Origin of the sequence: Vibrio sp. Isolate30, from assembly GCF_022397975.1 — a bacterium.
In the GTDB taxonomy this organism is placed as follows: Bacteria; Pseudomonadota; Gammaproteobacteria; order Enterobacterales; family Vibrionaceae; genus Vibrio; species Vibrio fortis.
In genome coordinates this window covers 1-15,833 of record NZ_JAKEUS010000014.1, presented here as the reverse complement: position 1 = coordinate 15,833, position 15,833 = coordinate 1, and the positions used below count along the sequence as shown (strand labels likewise).

The window sequence follows — 15,833 nt, the reverse complement described above, 5'->3', positions numbered from 1 at the left end:
CGTGTAAGCTTAATGTGTAATACTAGAGTAATTGTTCGATTACTCTAGTAGGATGCCCATGTCTGAAGCCAACGTCAGTGAATATAGCGAAATAGAAGAGCGAGCCAATGCGATCACACACGGCCTTGGGGTGGTGTTGGGTATTGTTGGTTTAATCTTATTGCTCATCAAAGCCGATCAGCTCAATGCGGATTTACTTACCGTGGCAAGTATGGCGACCTACGGCAGCAGTATTATCTTGTTGTTTTTGGCTTCCACTCTCTATCATTCGATTACCACCGAAAAAACTAAGCGGTTACTGAAAACCCTCGATCACTGTGCGATCTATCTGTTGATCGCTGGTAGTTATACCCCGTTCTTATTAGTTAGCTTGAGAACGCCGTTGGCCTTTGGGTTAATGGGCGTGATTTGGGCGATAGCCTTGGTCGGTATCGTCATGAAAATTGCCTTTGTGTATCGCTTTAAGCGCTTGTCGTTAGTCACGTATCTAGCAATGGGGTGGCTATCGTTGATAGTGATTTATCAACTGGCGAAGAGTGTGGATTTAGGCGGCTTGATCTTGCTGGCTGCGGGCGGAGTTATCTATTCTCTGGGTGTGATTTTCTATGTCGCAAAACGCATCCCATACAACCATGCTATTTGGCATCTGTTTGTATTGGCGGGATGCGCTTGTCATTTCTTTGCGATCTATCTATACGTTACGCCAGTTTAGCGAGCCAAAACCTCAATCACTTCAGCTTGGAGTTGGTACTGGTCTTGTTTATCCAGTGCTAGCTTAATCAACTTACCTTCGGCGCTGCTTTGTGGGCGAAGGTAGGTATCAGCCATACGTTTGATGGATTTCCAAGTATCAACCTGTTGCTCTGCGAGCAGCTTACCGTCTGTCGAGAGCACTTTAACCTTCAGTGAAACCAAGATGATTGGCTGAGTGCCTTGGTTAGTGATTGCTGTTGGAATGACGAGTTCACCATCTTGATAACTTGCAGCGCCAAGCAGAATATCCACACCAGACTTCGACAACTGCAGGCTCGGCTTAGTATCGTTAAGCTTAATCGTGGTACCGGTAACGGCGGTCGCAACAGGAATCGCAGCGATGCTTGGCTTCGTTGATGCATCCGAAGTAGTGACTTCCGATTCAGCTTGGGTCGTCACGTACTCCCATGTAAAGTCATCTTTAAGATTCACCTGTTTGCCATCAGGTAGGGTGATCAGTTGATCGGCGAATGCAGTACCGCTGAGTAGTGCACTAGCCATCAATAGGTAAGATCGCATAATGGTTTCCTTTTTAATGCTTAATTAACGACGCCAGAAGGCTGGGAAGAACAGTACCAACAGGGTCAAGATCTCAAGCCTTCCCATCAGCATACCAAAACTTAGCAACCATTTTGCTGCATCTGGAAGTGGTGCAAAGTTTCCTGTTGGACCAATCACACTACCCATGCCTGGGCCCACGTTGGCCACCGCGGTGATTGCACCGGAAATGCTGGTGATTGGATCGAGTCCCATCGCACTTAAGCCACCTGCAATTAAGATAATAGTAATAAAGAACATCAAACCAAAGGCCACCAAAGAGCGAACGATGTCGTCGTTGACTGGCCGTTGGTTATAACGCTGAACAAATACGCCTGAAGGGTGAATCAGTTTCATCATCTGTTTGTGCAGCATGGTCATTGCTATCTGGAAACGGAATATTTTGATGCCACCAGAGGTTGAGCCTGAACATGCTCCTGCCATCATTAAGAAGGCAAACAGAGTCGTTGGTAGAGCGCCCCAAGCTGTGAAGTCTTCCAAACCAAAACCGGTAGTCGTAACCACTGAGACGATATTGAACATCGACACGCGTAGTGCATCCATCATGGTGTATCCATCACGAATAACTAACCACATTGAAATCACAACACTCGAAGCAAGAAACAGGTAAGTAAAACCTCGAACCTGAGCATCTTTGTAGAGTGGAGCCAGCTTGCGTCCACGTAAAGCACTGACAAACAGCAGGAAAGGCAAGCCGCCTAGGAACATGAATAGGGTACCAACCCAGTGCGCACTGTTGGAGAAGTGGTTCATCGAGCCGTCAGAGGTGGAGTAACCGCCTGTAGAGAGCGTAGTAAAGGCGTGGTTGATGGCATCAAACATCCCCATACCGGCAAACAGGTAGCTGATAAAGCACAGCCCTGTTAGCACCAGATACACAGCAACAATGTTCTTGGCTACCGTTTTAGCGCGTGGACTACTTTTATCGGACCAATCCGACGACTCGGTTTGGAATAAGCGCATACCACCAACATTGAGCATTGGTAGCACGGCTACCGCCATCACGATGAAGCCAACCCCACCTAGCCACTGCAAGATAGAGCGCCACAGCAAGATACTTGGCGCCATGTTATCTAGACCACTGAGAACGGTAGAACCGGTAGTGGTGATACCGGACATGGTCTCAAAGTAGGCATCGGTAAAGCTAATGTGGTTGATGAACACAAATGGCAGTGCGGCAAAGGCGCTGGCGATGGTCCAAACTAGTGAGGTAATAAGGAACATGTCCCTTACCCCAAGGCGGAAGTGTGCGGTTCGGCCTAAGCTCAGGCAGATAAAGGCGATCACATGGGTGATCACCACCGATTGACCAAACTCTAGAAAGCCACCCGTTCCCGTAAAGAATGCCACCAAAGTTGGCACATACATGAACAGGGCGAGCTTGGAGAGCACCAACCCAATAACTAATAGAATGGGGCGTAAGTTAACCATGATGTTTTACTGGTGCGTTCTTATAGGAAGAACGGACTCGGTTGGAATAGCGACTCAACGTCTGGGACGTATTTTTTATCAACCAAGAACATCACCACGTGGTCATCTTGTTCGATCACAGTTCTATCGTGCGCGATAAGAACCTCTTCACCACGCACAATCGCACCAATAGTGGTACCTGGTGGCAGTTTGATATCGCCAATCGCTCGGCCGACAACCTTCGAAGTGGTTTCGTCACCGTGAGCAATTGCTTCGATTGCCTCGGCAGCACCACGACGTAGAGATGATACGTTGACGATATCGGCACGACGAACGTGCGTCAGTAGCGCAGAAATTGTGGCTTGCTGTGGAGATATCGCAATATCAATCACACCACCTTGTACTAGGTCGACGTAAGCACCGCGCTGAATCAGCACCATTACCTTCTTGGCACCCATTCGTTTCGCCAACATTGCTGACATGATGTTGGTTTCGTCTTCATTAGTTAGAGCGATGAACACGTCTACTTGGTCGATATTCTCTTCGGTCAGTAGTTCTTGGTCTGCCGCATCACCACAGAAGACGATGGTGTTTTCAAGCTCTTCAGACAACTTCTCGGCACGGGTGTAGCTGCGCTCAATCAGCTTGATGCTGTAGCTCTGCTCTAGGCGCTTCGCTAAGCTGGCACCGATGTTACCACCACCAACAATCATGACGCGGCGATACGGCTTCTCAAGGCGTTGTAGCTCACTCATGACTGAGCGGATATGGTTACTTGCCGCAACGAAGAACACCTCATCATCAGCTTCAATGATGGTAGTACCTTGTGGTCGAATTGGACGACCTTGACGGAAAATAGCGGCTACGCGAGTATCGATGTGTGGCATGTGCTCGCGCAGCGCTGAAAGTGCGTTACCTACTAGTGGGCCACCATAGTAGGCTTTTACCGCTACTAGGCTCACTTTCTGCTCTGCGAAGCTGACAACCTGAAGTGCGCCCGGGTATTGGATTAGGCGCTCAATGTAGCTGGTCACCAGCTCTTCAGGAGCAATAAGGTGGTCAACAGGGATGGCACCCGATTTGAACAGAGCTTCTTTCTCTTCCAAATATTCAGGAGAGCGGATACGGGCAATTCGGTTCGGAGTATTAAACAGAGAAAAGGCGACCTGACACGCGGCCATGTTGGTCTCATCCATATTGGTTACCGCAACCAACATATCGGCATCTTGAGCACCGGCTTCGCGCAGTGTATTCGGGTGGCTGGCATAGCCATTGACTACCCTAAGGTCATATTTGTCCTGAAGTTCACGCAGTCGGTCGCCATCGCGATCGACAATAGTGATGTCATTGTTTTCACCTACCAAGTTCTCAGCAAGGGTACCGCCTACTTGTCCAGCACCTAGGATAATGATCTTCATAGCCTATCTCTTATTTTTTGTTATTTAACGCCTTGGTGATATTCACCACAACGAAACAGCGGCTAAGAACCCCTTCTTAGCCGCTGTATAATTATGCTTGTTTCACTAACACTGCGTAGTAGAAACCATCCATATCTTCTTCGCCAGGTAATATTTGACGACCTGGTTGTTCGATATCGGAGCCGACAAGTGTTGCATCCGCAGTACGCTCAAGGAACGCTTTCACTTGAAGTACGTTCTCTTGTGGTGTGATAGAGCAGGTCGCATACACCATAGTGCCGCCAGCTTTTAATTGTCCCCACATTGCGTCCATGATTTCGCTTTGCAGCTCTGCGAGTGCTTCAATGTCTGACGCTCGGCGCAACCACTTGATGTCTGGGTGGCGGCGAATTACACCGGTTGCCGAACAAGGGGCATCAAGCAGAATACGATCAAATTGTTCACCACTCCACCACTCTTGTGGGTATCGAGCATCACCACAAATGACATCAGCACGCAGTTGGAGACGCTCTAGATTGTCATAGACGCGGTCTAGACGTTTCGGGTCTGCATCGATCGCAACCACTTCTGTGTCGTTAGTGTGCTCAAGGATATGTGCAGTTTTACCACCCGGAGCGGCACAGCAATCCAGAATCAGTTCGCCATCTTTTGGCGTCAAGTAGTCAACCGACAATTGTGCGGCAGCATCTTGTACCGAAATCCAACCTTTATCAAAGCCTGGAAGCAGAGTGACATCGCACGGCGCAGCTAATTTTATGGCATCTGCAGCTTGTGAGTGCAGACTGTATTCAATGTTTTCGTTTTTAAGTAGCTCAGCGTATTCATCACGAGTGTGATGCTGGCGGTTCACGCGTAGCCACATTGGTGCCTTGCTGTTATTCGCTTCGACAAGTTGCTCCCATTGATCTGGGTAGCTTTCTTGTAGCATTTTTAGGATCCAGCTTGGGTGGCCGTATTTGCCAGCGTTGTGACTGACCGCAGCCTCATCTAGAGCTTCTTGATCGCGTAGGTAATTGCGTAGTACCGCGTTGATTAAGCCACTTAGGTTCTGCCCACGCAGCGTTTTGGTTGCTTCTACTGTCTCACCGACGGCTGCGTGCGAAGGGATACGCATGAAGCTCAGTTGGTAAATACCAACCAGAATCAGGTGATGGAAAACACGTTTCTTGCCTTTTAACGGGTTGTCCATTAATTGGTTGGCGATAGATTCTAGGCGAGGCAAGTAGCGCAGAGCGCCATAACAGATCTCTTGCAGTAGAGCATGGTCACGTGGGCGGATCGTTTTTTGAGCCGCAGGTAGTGCGTGTGAAAGAGAGTGGCCTTTATCGACAACTTGGAACAGGACATTGGCAGCAGCAGCGCGAACATTCATGGGGAGTACCGACTATGTTATTGAATACATGAGGGCATCTCTGCCCTCGTAAAGGTTATAGACTGCATTGAGTGCAGTCTTGCAAGGGTTAGGTGAGCTGCGTGCCCACCTCAAACCAACTTGCGCGAGAGTTCAAGATATCTTGTACTGACATCGCTTTTTTGCCCGGTACTTGTAGCTGCTCAAGAACAAGGACACCTTGTCCGGTTGCTACATAGATGCCGGTTTTATCCGCTTGCAGAATGGTACCTGCTGGCTTATCAGTAGTTTGCTCTGCCACACGGCTTTGCCATACCTTGATGCTGTTTTCTGCGGCTTCAAAGTGACTCATTGGCCATGGGTTGAAGGCACGAACACAGCGCTCAATATGTGCTGCGTCGTCACTCCAGTTGATGCGCGCCTCTTCTTTGCTCAGCTTCTTCGCGTAGTTAGCAAGTTCGTCGTCTTGCTTCTCTGCAACAGCTTTACCTGCAGCGATGTCAGCTAAACACTCAACAAGAGCATCAGGGCCAAGACCAGCGAGTTTCTCGTACATTGAAGCACTGGTGTCTGTTGCTTCGATTGGTAGCGTAGCAATGCTGAGCATGTCACCCGTATCTAGGCCGATATCCATCTGCATAATAGTTACGCCTGTCTCTGCATCACCTGCCCAGATAGAGCGTTGGATAGGCGCAGCACCACGCCAGCGCGGTAGGATAGAGCCGTGAACATTGATACAACCCAAGCGAGGAGTATCTAGCACCACTTGAGGTAGCAGCAAGCCATAAGCGACTACAACCATGATGTCGGCATTAAGATCAGCCAACTCTTGCTTCGCTTCGTCTGACTTGAAGTTCTCAGGTTGGTAAACCGGAATATCATGTTCAAGGGCGATGTTTTTAACTGGGCTTGCCGTTAGCTTCTTACCACGACCTGCAGGGCGATCCGGTTGGGTGTAAACCGCAATAACTTCATGCTCCGAAGACAACAACGCCGCCAAGTGACGGGCGGCGAAATCCGGAGTACCTGCGAAGACAATTCTTAAAGACTGACTCAAGGTAGGCTTCCTTCTAATTAGTTTAACTAGCGCTTATTTTGCTTGTTTCTCGTTGAAACGTTTGATCTTAGCTAGTTTATCTTGAATACGTTTGCGCTTTAGTGGCGATAGGTAATCAACAAACAACTTACCTTCTAGGTGATCAAGCTCATGCTGAACACAGATAGCCAGTAGGTCGTCAGCGTCGAAGGTGTACTCTTTACCATCGCGGTCTAGTGCTTTCACGGTAACTTCTGCCGCACGAGGCACAAGTGCGCGAGCACCAGGAACAGATAGACAACCTTCTTCGATGCCATCTTCACCGCGCTTCTCGATGATTTCAGGGTTGATCAGCACCATTGGCTCATCACGTGTCTCTGAAATATCGATAACAACAATACGTTGGTGGAAATCAACCTGCGTTGCTGCAAGGCCAATGCCCTCTTCGTCGTACATGGTTTCAATCATGTCATCAACGAACTTTTGAATCTCTGGGGTAACTTCTTTTACCGGTTTCGCCACGGTACGTAGACGATCATCTGGTAATGTTAATACTTGTAATACAGACATATACACTCGAAATATTGAACTGTGCCGAAACAGCTTAAACCTTGTTGGCTCAATTCTAGACATTTTATAGGCCAAATGACAGCATCCTGAAGGTAATTCTACGATTAGATGTCATATATCCAGACCAAGGAACCGAGGTCATGCGCCATTTTTTAACAAGGTTATCGCTAGTTTTTCTACCATTTTCAGCCGCGACACTGGCCCAGCACCCCCCAACTCCTCTGAACATAAAACAGGACGCGCCCAAGACGTACATCGTGGAGAAAGGTGACACCTTGTGGGATATTTCAAAGATGTACCTCGACAGCCCTTGGTTATGGCCGCGTTTATGGCAGGTGAACCCAGAGATAGATAATCCCCATCTGATTTATCCAGGGGATAAACTCTCCCTAGTTTGGTTGAATGGCCAGCCCGTTTTAAGCCTCAAACCCGTTATTAAATTGAGTCCTAAGATTCGAGTTAAAGCCAAAAAAGCGGTACCGACGGTCGATGAGGGGCTTGTTCTTCCGTATCTTCAATCGGACCGACTCGTGACTCAATCGGAGGTCGATGCGGCTGAGCGCGTATTGGGAACCAGCGATGGGCGCAAGTTTTTAACGGCTCAAGATCGACTGTTTATATCAGGACAACAGCAACATCAAAAGTGGGGTATCTACCGAGCGGTTGCGGAGTATCAACGCAGTAATCCTCAGTCGTCGATGATATCGCTGCGTTTAGTGGCTAATGCTCGTCTCCATTCCGTAGAAGCCTCTTTTAGTAGTTTGCAGGTCGATTCCCAGCAGCAAGAGATTTTAGTGAATGATGTAGTGCTGCCTGTATTGAATATCGATCAAGCCACACTGACGACGACCTTTTACCCGACACCGACTGCTGCAGGGCAGTTTGCACATATCGTTGGGTCCTTGGAGGGCGGGAAATTCAGTGCCAAGAATCAGGTGGTGGTGATTGATAGAGGTACACACGACAATCTTCGCCAAGGTTCGATGTTTTCACTTAGTCAGTCTGGCGCTGTGGTCTATGGTCAGCAGGGTGACTACAGTTACGACAGTGAGACATTGGGCGATAAGATCCAATTGCCAAATACTGAGATAGGGAATCTGATGGTAATAAGGCCTTATCAGTATTTCAGTTTGGCTTTAGTTACTCAAAGCAGTAAACCTATTAGTCAGGACACCTTGGCTGTGTCACCGCTCTTAAGTGATGGCTCAGGCGAGTAGGGTTCTCAAATGACAGAGCAAGAGCTAGCGGCGTGGTTGAGGTTAAGTTTTGTCCCTAAGTTGGGTATGAAGCGTCTTAAGCGCTTGCTGGCTATCGATTCACCTCAAAATCTTGTTGATTACACCCACGAACAGCTGTCGGCTATTGGTTTTTCAGATTCGCAAATAACCTACCTCAAATTCAAAACTGAGCCTCTAATTGAAGAGTGCTTAGCATGGCAAGCACAAGATTCGACACATCATATCGTTACTCACCAATGCGTAGCGTATCCACCTTGCTTGCGACAGATAGCCAGTGCGCCGAGCGCCTTATTTGTGCGCGGCAATATTAAAACACTGAGTGATCCTCAGATCGCGATGGTCGGCAGTCGCAATGCGAGCTTGGAAGGCTTGCAAACAGCCAAAGCCTTCGCTCGAGAATTCGCCCAGAGTGGTTTGATTGTTACCAGTGGCCTAGCGCTCGGTATTGATGGCTATGCCCATGATGGAGCCTTGTCGGGTGGAGGAGAAACCTTTGCTGTATTAGGCTCTGGGTTGAATGCGGTTTATCCGGCTCGTCACCGTAAACTCGCGGAACGAGTCGCAGAACAAGGGGCGTTAATCTCTGAGTTTCGCCCTTCTGCTAAGCCGCGTCCTGAAAACTTCCCACGTCGTAATCGCATTATCAGTGGCTTGTCGCTAGGCACATTGGTGGTTGAAGCGGCGGAAAAGAGCGGTTCCTTGATTACGGCTCGCTACGCATTAGAACAAGGGCGAGAAGTCTTTGCTTTGCCAGGTTCAATACACAGCCCTACCAGTCGTGGAGGAAACAGTTTAATCAAGTCGGGCGCTTGCCTAGTGCAGAGTGCTCAAGATGTCCTTGTTGAAATAAAAAGCCTATTAGATTGGTCTATTGAAGTACAACCCAGTCTGTTTGATGCGCCAACAACTGACAATGCAAATGAACAATTGCCATTTCCACATCTGTTAGCTAACGTAGGGTTAGAGGCGACACCCGTTGATATTTTGGCACAGCGAACCCATATACCTGTGCATGAGGTCATGATGCAGCTCTTAGAGTTAGAACTTTTAGGGCATGTTGTTGCAGTTTCTGGTGGCTATATTCGAAAGGGGAGAGGCTAGCTATGATGATGGACATTCTGATGTACCTGTTTGAAACCTACATCCATAGCGATTCTGAATTGCAGGTGGATCAAGACGAGCTTGAAGAAGAATTACTTCGAGCAGGGTTTCACCAAGACGATATTTATAAGGCGCTTCACTGGTTAGAAGATCTCGCTGCATTGCAAGAAACCGACAGCCAAGCGGCGATTTCGGTCTCTTCGAATACCTCCATGCGTGTGTATACCAAGCGAGAAATGGCACGAATCAATCTAGAGTGTCGCGGCTTTCTTCTATTCTTAGAGCAAATTAATGTGCTGACCACTGAAATTCGTGAGATGGTGATCGACCGAGTGATGGGGTTAGAAACCAATGAGTTTGAGTTGGATGATCTCAAATGGATTATCTTAATGGTGCTGTTTAACGTACCAGGTAATGAGAGTGCTTACACGCAAATGGAAGAGCTGTTGTACACCAAAGAGCAAGGTATCTTGCATTAATACAGGCTTGTCATGAGTAGTAAGATCGATCATCAGCTTTTTTCCGCCCATGAGCACGCGCTCGAACATGAAGCGTGTCCTCAGTGTGATGGTGAGTTACAGCTTCGTCACGGTAAGCACGGCCCGTTTATGGGGTGTACTCATTACCCAGAATGCGACTACATCAAGCCGCTGCATCAAAACGATGGGCACATCGTCAAAGAGCTCGGTGTGCCTTGTCCTAAATGCCAAAGTGAGTTGGTATTAAGACAGGGGCGCTACGGTATGTTTATCGGCTGCAGCAGCTATCCAGAGTGCCATCACATAGAGTCTCTCGATCAACCGAAAGAAGAACAGACGCAAGCGCCACAAGTCGCCTGCCCAGAGTGTGGAAAAGGCCATCTTGTTGAGCGTAAGTCTCGCTACGGAAAACTGTTCTTTGCATGTGATAACTACCCCAAGTGCAAGTTTGCAGTAAATCAGCCACCGATTATTGGTCGTTGTGAAGTCTGCCGATTCCCATTGTTGGTCGAGAAGAAAACAGCGCATGGCGTTAAAAAGCAATGTGCTGATCGAAAGTGTCACCACATTCAAGAACAAGCATAAAAAACGGCGCTCATTGAGCGCCGTTTTTAATTGATTTTAACTTACTGCATCTGCTCGGCAAAATCATGGATTGCAGGGTAGGCTGCTTTATCCAGAATATTCGCTAGACCGCAAAGCGTGCGTTGCAGTTCTGCAGTGTAGTCAGCACTGACGTTGATGTGACCCATCTTACGACCTGCACGTTTTTCTTTGCCATACCAGTGAACGTGGCACCCTGCTTGCGCTAGGATCTCATTTGGTAGTGTGTCTTCACCAAGGATATTGATCATTGCAGTCGGGCGAATCAGCTTAGTGCTACCTAACGGCATACCACATACGGCACGAAGGTGATTCTCAAACTGACAAGTCTCAGCACCTTGCTGCGTCCAGTGACCAGAGTTATGAACACGTGGCGCAATCTCGTTAACGAGTAGTGCACCTTGAACATCAAAGAACTCAAGCGCTAGCACACCAACGTAATCCAAGCGCTCAGCAACCGCAGTGAACATCGTCTTAGCTTGTTCCTGTAGCTCAATGTCATCAATCGCTGTCGATAGACTCAGCACTCCATTGGTATGAACGTTTTCAGCCAGTGGGTAAACCTGAATTTCGCCATCTTTACCACGAGCACCAACTAAAGAGACCTCACGATCAAATGGGACAAACTCTTCTGCAACAATCGCTTGGTTGTCGGTCGCCGCGATGCACTCTGCCATCTCCGCCCAAACGCTTTCCACTGCGTCTAATGACTTAAGACGCCATTGACCTTTGCCATCGTAACCACCCAGTGTGCTTTTAAGCACCATAGGTAGACCGACATGCGAGATAGCGTGGTCAAAGTCTTCGCGAGTGTTGATCACTGCGTATTTAGCGTTTTTCACACCTGCTTGGTCGAGCAGAGCTTTTTCAAGACGACGATCACCACCTGCTTTGATCGCTTCGGTTGTCGGTAGGAACTTGCCATTGCGCTCACACACTTCAAGTACATCATGAGGGATGTGTTCGAACTCAGCAGTAATGAAGTCCGCGCGCTCTATCGCATTTTCTAAGCCGTTACCTAGAATCGCTTGCGTTAATGGATGAACAATATTTTTGCTGCCAACATCAAAAGCAGAAATTTCAATATTCAGCGGTGCCCCAGCTAGGGACATCATACGAGCAAGCTGGCCCGCGCCTAACACAAGAACATGCATGGGAATTAGTCCTCTGCAGGGTTTGGATTAGCAAGTACCGTTTCTGTTTGTTCAGAGCGGAATGCTTCTACTTTTGCCATTACTTCTTCATTGTGTGTACCAATGATTTGTGCCGCTAGAATACCCGCGTTCGCTGCACCTGCTTCACCGATAGCTAGCGTGCCTACCGCGATACCTTTTGGCATTTGCACGATAGAAAGCAGAGAATCCATACCCTTCAGCGCCTTCGACTGAACAGGTACACCAAGAACTGGAACACTCGTAAACGCCGCAGCCATACCTGGTAGATGAGCTGCACCGCCCGCACCTGCAATGATCACCTTAATGCCACGCTCTTTTGCGCTAGTTGCGTAATCTGCTAATAGTTGAGGAGTGCGGTGAGCAGAAACCACTTTTGTTTCGTACGCTACGCCAAATTGATCCAACATATCTGCTGCTAGCTTCATTGTTGGCCAATCAGATTTAGAACCCATGATAATACCGACAGTCATCTCAAACTCCTTCAGGTACGATTTGATTAAGTGATTTAGATAATTTGCGCGCATTATACGGGGAAAATTGCTTAAGGAAAACGTTTGCGTTAGTCAAAGTTGCCATTTGATACATTTTATAAACAAATAGCTTTAGTCACAGTTAGTGATTATTTGTACACTTAACGAGTTTAATAGCAGAAATAGGTGAGGCAACCCGTGGACAACTTTCAGAATACTTTACAGGCATTACAACAAGGTGAAGTCATCGCTTACCCAACTGAAGGTGTATTTGGTGTGGGCTGCGACCCTGATAACCCGCAAGCCATCCAAAAATTACTTGAACTTAAACAGCGCCCGGTGGAAAAGGGTCTTATCTTGATTGCTGCTAGCTATGAACAGCTGCTTCCTTATATAGATGAAAGCCAACTCACAGCAGAACAACTGGCCAGTGTGAAAGCGACATGGCCAGGGCCAGTTACTTGGATCATGCCAGCTAGTACTCGGGTGACGGGTTGGGTGAGTGGTCAATTCGATTCAATTGCGGTACGTGTAACTGATCACCCTTTGGTACAGAAGATGTGTAATGCGCTTGGAAAGCCGTTAACCTCTACCAGCGCAAACCTGTCGGGTGAGCCGCCGTGTATGACCACAGAAGAAGTGAAACAACAGCTTGGTCATAAGCTGGTGGCAATACTTGAGGGTGAAACGGGAGGCCGTGATAAGCCAAGTGAAATCCGTGATGCCAAGACTTCTCAAATATTAAGACAGGGCTAAACCCTGCACAAAGGAAGAAACATGTCAGCAATTGATAAAGATGCGGTAAAGCAGTTCTTGCTCAACTTACAAGATTCGATTTGCCAACAGCTAGAACAAGCCGATGGTGTTGCGGCGTTTGAAGAAGACGCATGGCAACGTGAGCCTGGTGAGCGTCTTGGCGGTGGTGGTCGTACGCGTGTTATGACTAATGGTGCCGTATTTGAACAGGGTGGAGTGAACTTTTCCCACGTCGCAGGCAAAGAGATGCCAGCATCAGCGACTGCACATCGACCAGAGCTTGCTGGCCGAAAATTTGAGGCAATGGGTGTTTCCTTGGTGATCCATCCTAAGAACCCATATATCCCAACCTCTCATGCCAATGTACGATTTTTCATTGCAGAGAAAGAGGGTGAAGCGCCCATCTGGTGGTTTGGTGGTGGCTTCGACTTGACCCCGTTCTACCCATTTGCTGAAGATTGCAAATCTTGGCACCAAACAGCGAAAGATCTATGTGCGCCATTTGGCGATGATGTTTATCAGCAACATAAAGAGTGGTGTGATAAGTATTTTTACCTACCTCATCGTGATGAAACTCGTGGTGTAGGCGGCTTGTTCTTTGATGACTTAAATGAGTGGGGCTTTGAGAAGAGCTTTGCTTACATGCAAGCGGTTGGTGAGGGTTATACCCAAGCTTATCTACCAATTGTTGAACGAAGAAAAGAGACGCCTTACGGCGAACGTGAACGCGATTTCCAACTCTATCGTCGTGGTCGCTACGTAGAGTTCAATCTAGTCTATGATCGCGGCACTCTATTTGGTCTACAAAGTGGTGGGCGTACTGAGTCGATCTTGATGTCGATGCCACCACTGGCACGATGGGAGTATCGATACGAACCTCAAGAGGGTTCACCAGAGGCGTTACTGTACACAGACTATTTAAAACCTAGAGTTTGGTAAGACTTCCTTCCTTATAGGTATAGTGATAGGGTCATCATTCGATGACCCTTTTTCATAAGCTCTGTTAGGTAAGGATATGACACAGTACATAGATCGCTATGCCGTTTTTGGAAACCCAATTAGTCAAAGTAAATCACCATTTATTCATACGCTATTTGCTCGCCAAACGAACCAGCAACTTACCTATACATCTCAACAGCCTGAGCCAGATGATTTTCTCATTGCAGCGAAAGATTTTTTTGGCAATGGTGGTAAAGGCTGTAACGTCACAGCACCGTTTAAAGAAGACGCATACCAATTCGCGGATCGTCTAACCGAGCGAGCTCAACTAGCTGGCGCCGTGAACACCCTTAAAAAGCTTGATGACGGTGAGATCATTGGTGACAACACCGATGGTGAGGGGCTTGTCCAAGATTTATTGCAACACCAAGTGGTATTAAAAGACGCTCGTATTCTACTGCTTGGAGCTGGCGGTGCAGCAAGAGGTGTGATTAAGCCATTGCTTGACCACAGTCCTCGCCAGTTAGTGATTGCCAACCGTACAGCTTCTAAAGCACAACTACTTGCAGAAATGTTTACTTCTTTTGGTCATGTCTCAGGCGTTGGGCTTGATGAAGTGAATGAAGGCTTTGATGTGATCATTAACTCTACTTCTTCAGGGTTGAGCGGTGAACTTCCAAAAGTGTCCGCCGAGATATTCACACCAACAAGTACCGTTTATGACATGGTCTATGGTTCGGGACGCACGGTCTTTAATCGCTGGGCATTGGATAATGGTGCCCACGCTGCTTATGATGGCTTAGGCATGCTAGTGGGTCAGGCGGCTGAAAGCTTTATGTTGTGGCGAGGTCTAAGACCGGGTACAAAGCAAATCCTCAGAGAATTGAGAAAGAACCTAGAGGCTTAATAATGAATCAGTCAATTTTGTTTCCTGACATCCAAACCTGGGATGCAGAGAATCAATGCGTCGTTTTCCCGGCTCAACAAAGTGGCGCACTCATCGAGTGCACTATTACTTTAGAAGAGCTAGGAAAACTAGCAGGACGTGAAGTAACAAATGAACAAGCTATTGAGGTGTTCAGTGAGCTGCGTTTTGACTTAGAAGAACTAGCAGAAGAGCTAATAGAAGAAGAGGAGTTTAACTCCTCTGGTCAAATCGAGATTCAAGCGTCTTAAACAGGGCGAACTGAATCTAAATAGTCATTTTTGTTCTGAACATAGTTGTCGGCAGACTTCTGGAGAAAAGCACGTTCTTTATCTGTTAAAGGACGTGCTTGTTTTACTGGGCTTCCCACATACAAATAACCGCTCTCTAAAACTTTGTTTGGCGGAACTAAACTGCCAGCACCAATCATTACTTCTTGCTCTACGACAACATTGTCTAGAATGATCGCTCCCATTCCTACCAATACCCGATCTTGAATGGTGCAACCGTGCAACATCACCTTGTGGCCAATCGTGACATCATTACCGATAATCAAAGGATAGCCGTCAGGATTCTCCTTGTTTTTATGGGTGACATGAAGAACTGAACCATCTTGGATATTTGTACGTTGACCAATATGGATATGATTAACATCGCCTCTTGCTGCAACCAAAGGCCAAACACTAGAGTCGTTACCAATCTTGATATCACCAACTAATACTGCGGTTTCATCTATATAGACATCTTGGCCTATTTTCGGTGCGATACCTTTATAACTGCGTATAGAACTCATAAATCCTCCTTTATATAGCTAGCTTAAGAGCATTATTGGGTCTCTGACTAGGATAAATGGCCGTTTTTGGGTGTTTTTTATCCGAACAATCAAAAAACAAAAAAAAACGTAAAAAAGGGCTTGCCAATGTGATCGCAATCTCTATAATGCCACCTCGCTGACACGGGATGGCTTCTTAGGAAACCAAAACGAATCAGCAAGCCAAATTAGCCAAGCTAAGCGCTTGAAAAAAGTTTTGAAAAAAGTGGTTGACACTAA

General features: G+C 47.4%; 18 protein-coding genes. 9 read left to right on the top strand and 9 right to left on the bottom strand.

Translation table 11 applies throughout. The features are described from left to right. The first annotated feature begins 58 nt into the window (after nt 1-58). Complete coding sequence (locus L1D60_RS21905; protein WP_239842976.1) at nt 59-712, top strand: hemolysin III family protein; 654 nt, start codon at nt 59-61, stop codon at nt 710-712. Here L1D60_RS21905 and L1D60_RS21900 read toward each other — a convergent pair. The 6 genes from L1D60_RS21900 to def form a co-directional block, all read right to left on the bottom strand. Next, nucleotides 709-1,272, bottom strand: coding sequence for a DUF3157 family protein (locus tag L1D60_RS21900; RefSeq protein WP_239842975.1), 564 nt, complete (start codon nt 1,270-1,272; stop codon nt 709-711). The two genes, L1D60_RS21905 and L1D60_RS21900, sit on opposite strands and share 4 nt — an antisense overlap. A 24-nt stretch (nt 1,273-1,296) precedes the next feature. Further along, nucleotides 1,297-2,742 (bottom strand): TrkH family potassium uptake protein, encoded by a 1,446-nt coding sequence (locus L1D60_RS21895; protein WP_239842974.1) that lies wholly within the window; start codon nt 2,740-2,742, stop codon nt 1,297-1,299. Between the two features lie 20 nt (nt 2,743-2,762). Then, a complete protein-coding gene (gene trkA / locus L1D60_RS21890; RefSeq protein WP_032548662.1) occupies nt 2,763-4,139 on the bottom strand; it encodes a Trk system potassium transporter TrkA in 1,377 nt (458 codons plus the stop codon). Nucleotides 4,140-4,230: 91 nt separating this feature from the next. Then, on the bottom strand, nt 4,231-5,511 hold the full coding sequence (gene rsmB / locus L1D60_RS21885) for a 16S rRNA (cytosine(967)-C(5))-methyltransferase RsmB (RefSeq protein ID WP_239842973.1): 1,281 nt from the start codon (nt 5,509-5,511) through the stop codon (nt 4,231-4,233). Between the two features lie 88 nt (nt 5,512-5,599). Beyond that, nucleotides 5,600-6,547 (bottom strand): methionyl-tRNA formyltransferase, encoded by a 948-nt coding sequence (fmt, locus tag L1D60_RS21880; protein ID WP_239842972.1) that lies wholly within the window; start codon nt 6,545-6,547, stop codon nt 5,600-5,602. Nucleotides 6,548-6,580: 33 nt separating this feature from the next. Further along, nucleotides 6,581-7,096 carry a peptide deformylase gene (gene def, locus L1D60_RS21875; protein WP_032548665.1) on the bottom strand — a complete coding sequence of 172 codons (516 nt, stop codon included), beginning with the start codon at nt 7,094-7,096 and terminating at the stop codon, nt 6,581-6,583. Between the two features lie 140 nt (nt 7,097-7,236). On the opposite strand from def, the gene L1D60_RS21870 reads away from it, so the two are divergent. From L1D60_RS21870 to L1D60_RS21855, 4 genes are read left to right on the top strand one after another with little or no spacing between them, the layout of a single operon-like run. Beyond that, nucleotides 7,237-8,313 (top strand): LysM peptidoglycan-binding domain-containing protein, encoded by a 1,077-nt coding sequence (locus tag L1D60_RS21870; RefSeq protein WP_239842971.1) that lies wholly within the window; start codon nt 7,237-7,239, stop codon nt 8,311-8,313. A gap of 9 nt (nt 8,314-8,322) precedes the next feature. Beyond that, nucleotides 8,323-9,435: a DNA-processing protein DprA gene (gene dprA / locus L1D60_RS21865; RefSeq protein WP_239842970.1), complete on the top strand. Its 1,113-nt coding sequence runs from the start codon at nt 8,323-8,325 to the stop codon at nt 9,433-9,435. Between the two features lie 2 nt (nt 9,436-9,437). Then, on the top strand, nt 9,438-9,914 hold the full coding sequence (locus L1D60_RS21860) for a DUF494 family protein (protein WP_275665802.1): 477 nt from the start codon (nt 9,438-9,440) through the stop codon (nt 9,912-9,914). 12 nt (nt 9,915-9,926) lie between these two features. Beyond that, on the top strand, nt 9,927-10,499 hold the full coding sequence (locus tag L1D60_RS21855) for a topoisomerase DNA-binding C4 zinc finger domain-containing protein (RefSeq protein ID WP_239842969.1): 573 nt from the start codon (nt 9,927-9,929) through the stop codon (nt 10,497-10,499). Nucleotides 10,500-10,540: 41 nt separating this feature from the next. Here the strand turns inward: L1D60_RS21855 and L1D60_RS21850 are convergent, their stop codons facing one another. Together L1D60_RS21850 and purE are read right to left on the bottom strand one after the other, a co-directional pair. Beyond that, on the bottom strand, nt 10,541-11,671 hold the full coding sequence (locus tag L1D60_RS21850) for a 5-(carboxyamino)imidazole ribonucleotide synthase (RefSeq protein ID WP_239842968.1): 1,131 nt from the start codon (nt 11,669-11,671) through the stop codon (nt 10,541-10,543). Between the two features lie 5 nt (nt 11,672-11,676). Then, nucleotides 11,677-12,162, bottom strand: coding sequence for a 5-(carboxyamino)imidazole ribonucleotide mutase (purE, locus tag L1D60_RS21845; RefSeq protein WP_004739348.1), 486 nt, complete (start codon nt 12,160-12,162; stop codon nt 11,677-11,679). A gap of 198 nt (nt 12,163-12,360) precedes the next feature. Here purE and L1D60_RS21840 point away from each other — a divergent pair, with 198 nt between their 5' ends. The 4 genes from L1D60_RS21840 to L1D60_RS21825 all read left to right on the top strand — a co-directional run bounded on the left by L1D60_RS21840 (nt 12,361) and on the right by L1D60_RS21825 (nt 15,033). Beyond that, on the top strand, nt 12,361-12,918 hold the full coding sequence (locus tag L1D60_RS21840) for an L-threonylcarbamoyladenylate synthase (protein WP_239842967.1): 558 nt from the start codon (nt 12,361-12,363) through the stop codon (nt 12,916-12,918). 21 nt (nt 12,919-12,939) lie between these two features. Next, nucleotides 12,940-13,857 (top strand): oxygen-dependent coproporphyrinogen oxidase, encoded by a 918-nt coding sequence (hemF, locus tag L1D60_RS21835; protein WP_239842966.1) that lies wholly within the window; start codon nt 12,940-12,942, stop codon nt 13,855-13,857. Between the two features lie 76 nt (nt 13,858-13,933). Further along, a complete protein-coding gene (aroE, locus tag L1D60_RS21830) occupies nt 13,934-14,764 on the top strand; it encodes a shikimate dehydrogenase (RefSeq protein ID WP_239842965.1) in 831 nt (276 codons plus the stop codon). 2 nt (nt 14,765-14,766) lie between these two features. Next, entirely contained in the window at nt 14,767-15,033 is a 267-nt protein-coding gene (locus L1D60_RS21825; protein WP_032548677.1) for a DUF1488 domain-containing protein, read from the top strand. Here L1D60_RS21825 and L1D60_RS21820 read toward each other — a convergent pair. After that, nucleotides 15,030-15,575 (bottom strand): gamma carbonic anhydrase family protein, encoded by a 546-nt coding sequence (locus L1D60_RS21820; protein WP_239842964.1) that lies wholly within the window; start codon nt 15,573-15,575, stop codon nt 15,030-15,032. The two genes, L1D60_RS21825 and L1D60_RS21820, sit on opposite strands and share 4 nt — an antisense overlap. Nucleotides 15,576-15,833: the final 258 nt, after the last annotated feature.

What these genes read in the sequence shown, in the direction of transcription:
- L1D60_RS21825 (WP_032548677.1), top strand. Translation starts at nt 14,767, where the DNA reads ATGAATCAGTCAATTTTGTTTCCTGACATCCAAACCTGGGATGCAGAG.
- L1D60_RS21860 (WP_275665802.1), top strand. Translation starts at nt 9,438, where the DNA reads ATGATGATGGACATTCTGATGTACCTGTTTGAAACCTACATCCATAGC.
- L1D60_RS21855 (WP_239842969.1), top strand. Translation starts at nt 9,927, where the DNA reads ATGAGTAGTAAGATCGATCATCAGCTTTTTTCCGCCCATGAGCACGCG.
- def (WP_032548665.1), bottom strand. Translation starts at nt 7,096, where the DNA reads ATGTCTGTATTACAAGTATTAACATTACCAGATGATCGTCTACGTACC.
- trkA (WP_032548662.1), bottom strand. Translation starts at nt 4,139, where the DNA reads ATGAAGATCATTATCCTAGGTGCTGGACAAGTAGGCGGTACCCTTGCT.
- hemF (WP_239842966.1), top strand. Translation starts at nt 12,940, where the DNA reads ATGTCAGCAATTGATAAAGATGCGGTAAAGCAGTTCTTGCTCAACTTA.
- L1D60_RS21850 (WP_239842968.1), bottom strand. Translation starts at nt 11,671, where the DNA reads ATGCATGTTCTTGTGTTAGGCGCGGGCCAGCTTGCTCGTATGATGTCC.
- L1D60_RS21900 (WP_239842975.1), bottom strand. Translation starts at nt 1,272, where the DNA reads ATGCGATCTTACCTATTGATGGCTAGTGCACTACTCAGCGGTACTGCA.
- dprA (WP_239842970.1), top strand. Translation starts at nt 8,323, where the DNA reads ATGACAGAGCAAGAGCTAGCGGCGTGGTTGAGGTTAAGTTTTGTCCCT.
- purE (WP_004739348.1), bottom strand. Translation starts at nt 12,162, where the DNA reads ATGACTGTCGGTATTATCATGGGTTCTAAATCTGATTGGCCAACAATG.
- rsmB (WP_239842973.1), bottom strand. Translation starts at nt 5,511, where the DNA reads ATGAATGTTCGCGCTGCTGCTGCCAATGTCCTGTTCCAAGTTGTCGAT.
- L1D60_RS21895 (WP_239842974.1), bottom strand. Translation starts at nt 2,742, where the DNA reads ATGGTTAACTTACGCCCCATTCTATTAGTTATTGGGTTGGTGCTCTCC.
- L1D60_RS21905 (WP_239842976.1), top strand. Translation starts at nt 59, where the DNA reads ATGTCTGAAGCCAACGTCAGTGAATATAGCGAAATAGAAGAGCGAGCC.
- L1D60_RS21870 (WP_239842971.1), top strand. Translation starts at nt 7,237, where the DNA reads ATGCGCCATTTTTTAACAAGGTTATCGCTAGTTTTTCTACCATTTTCA.
- L1D60_RS21820 (WP_239842964.1), bottom strand. Translation starts at nt 15,575, where the DNA reads ATGAGTTCTATACGCAGTTATAAAGGTATCGCACCGAAAATAGGCCAA.
- aroE (WP_239842965.1), top strand. Translation starts at nt 13,934, where the DNA reads ATGACACAGTACATAGATCGCTATGCCGTTTTTGGAAACCCAATTAGT.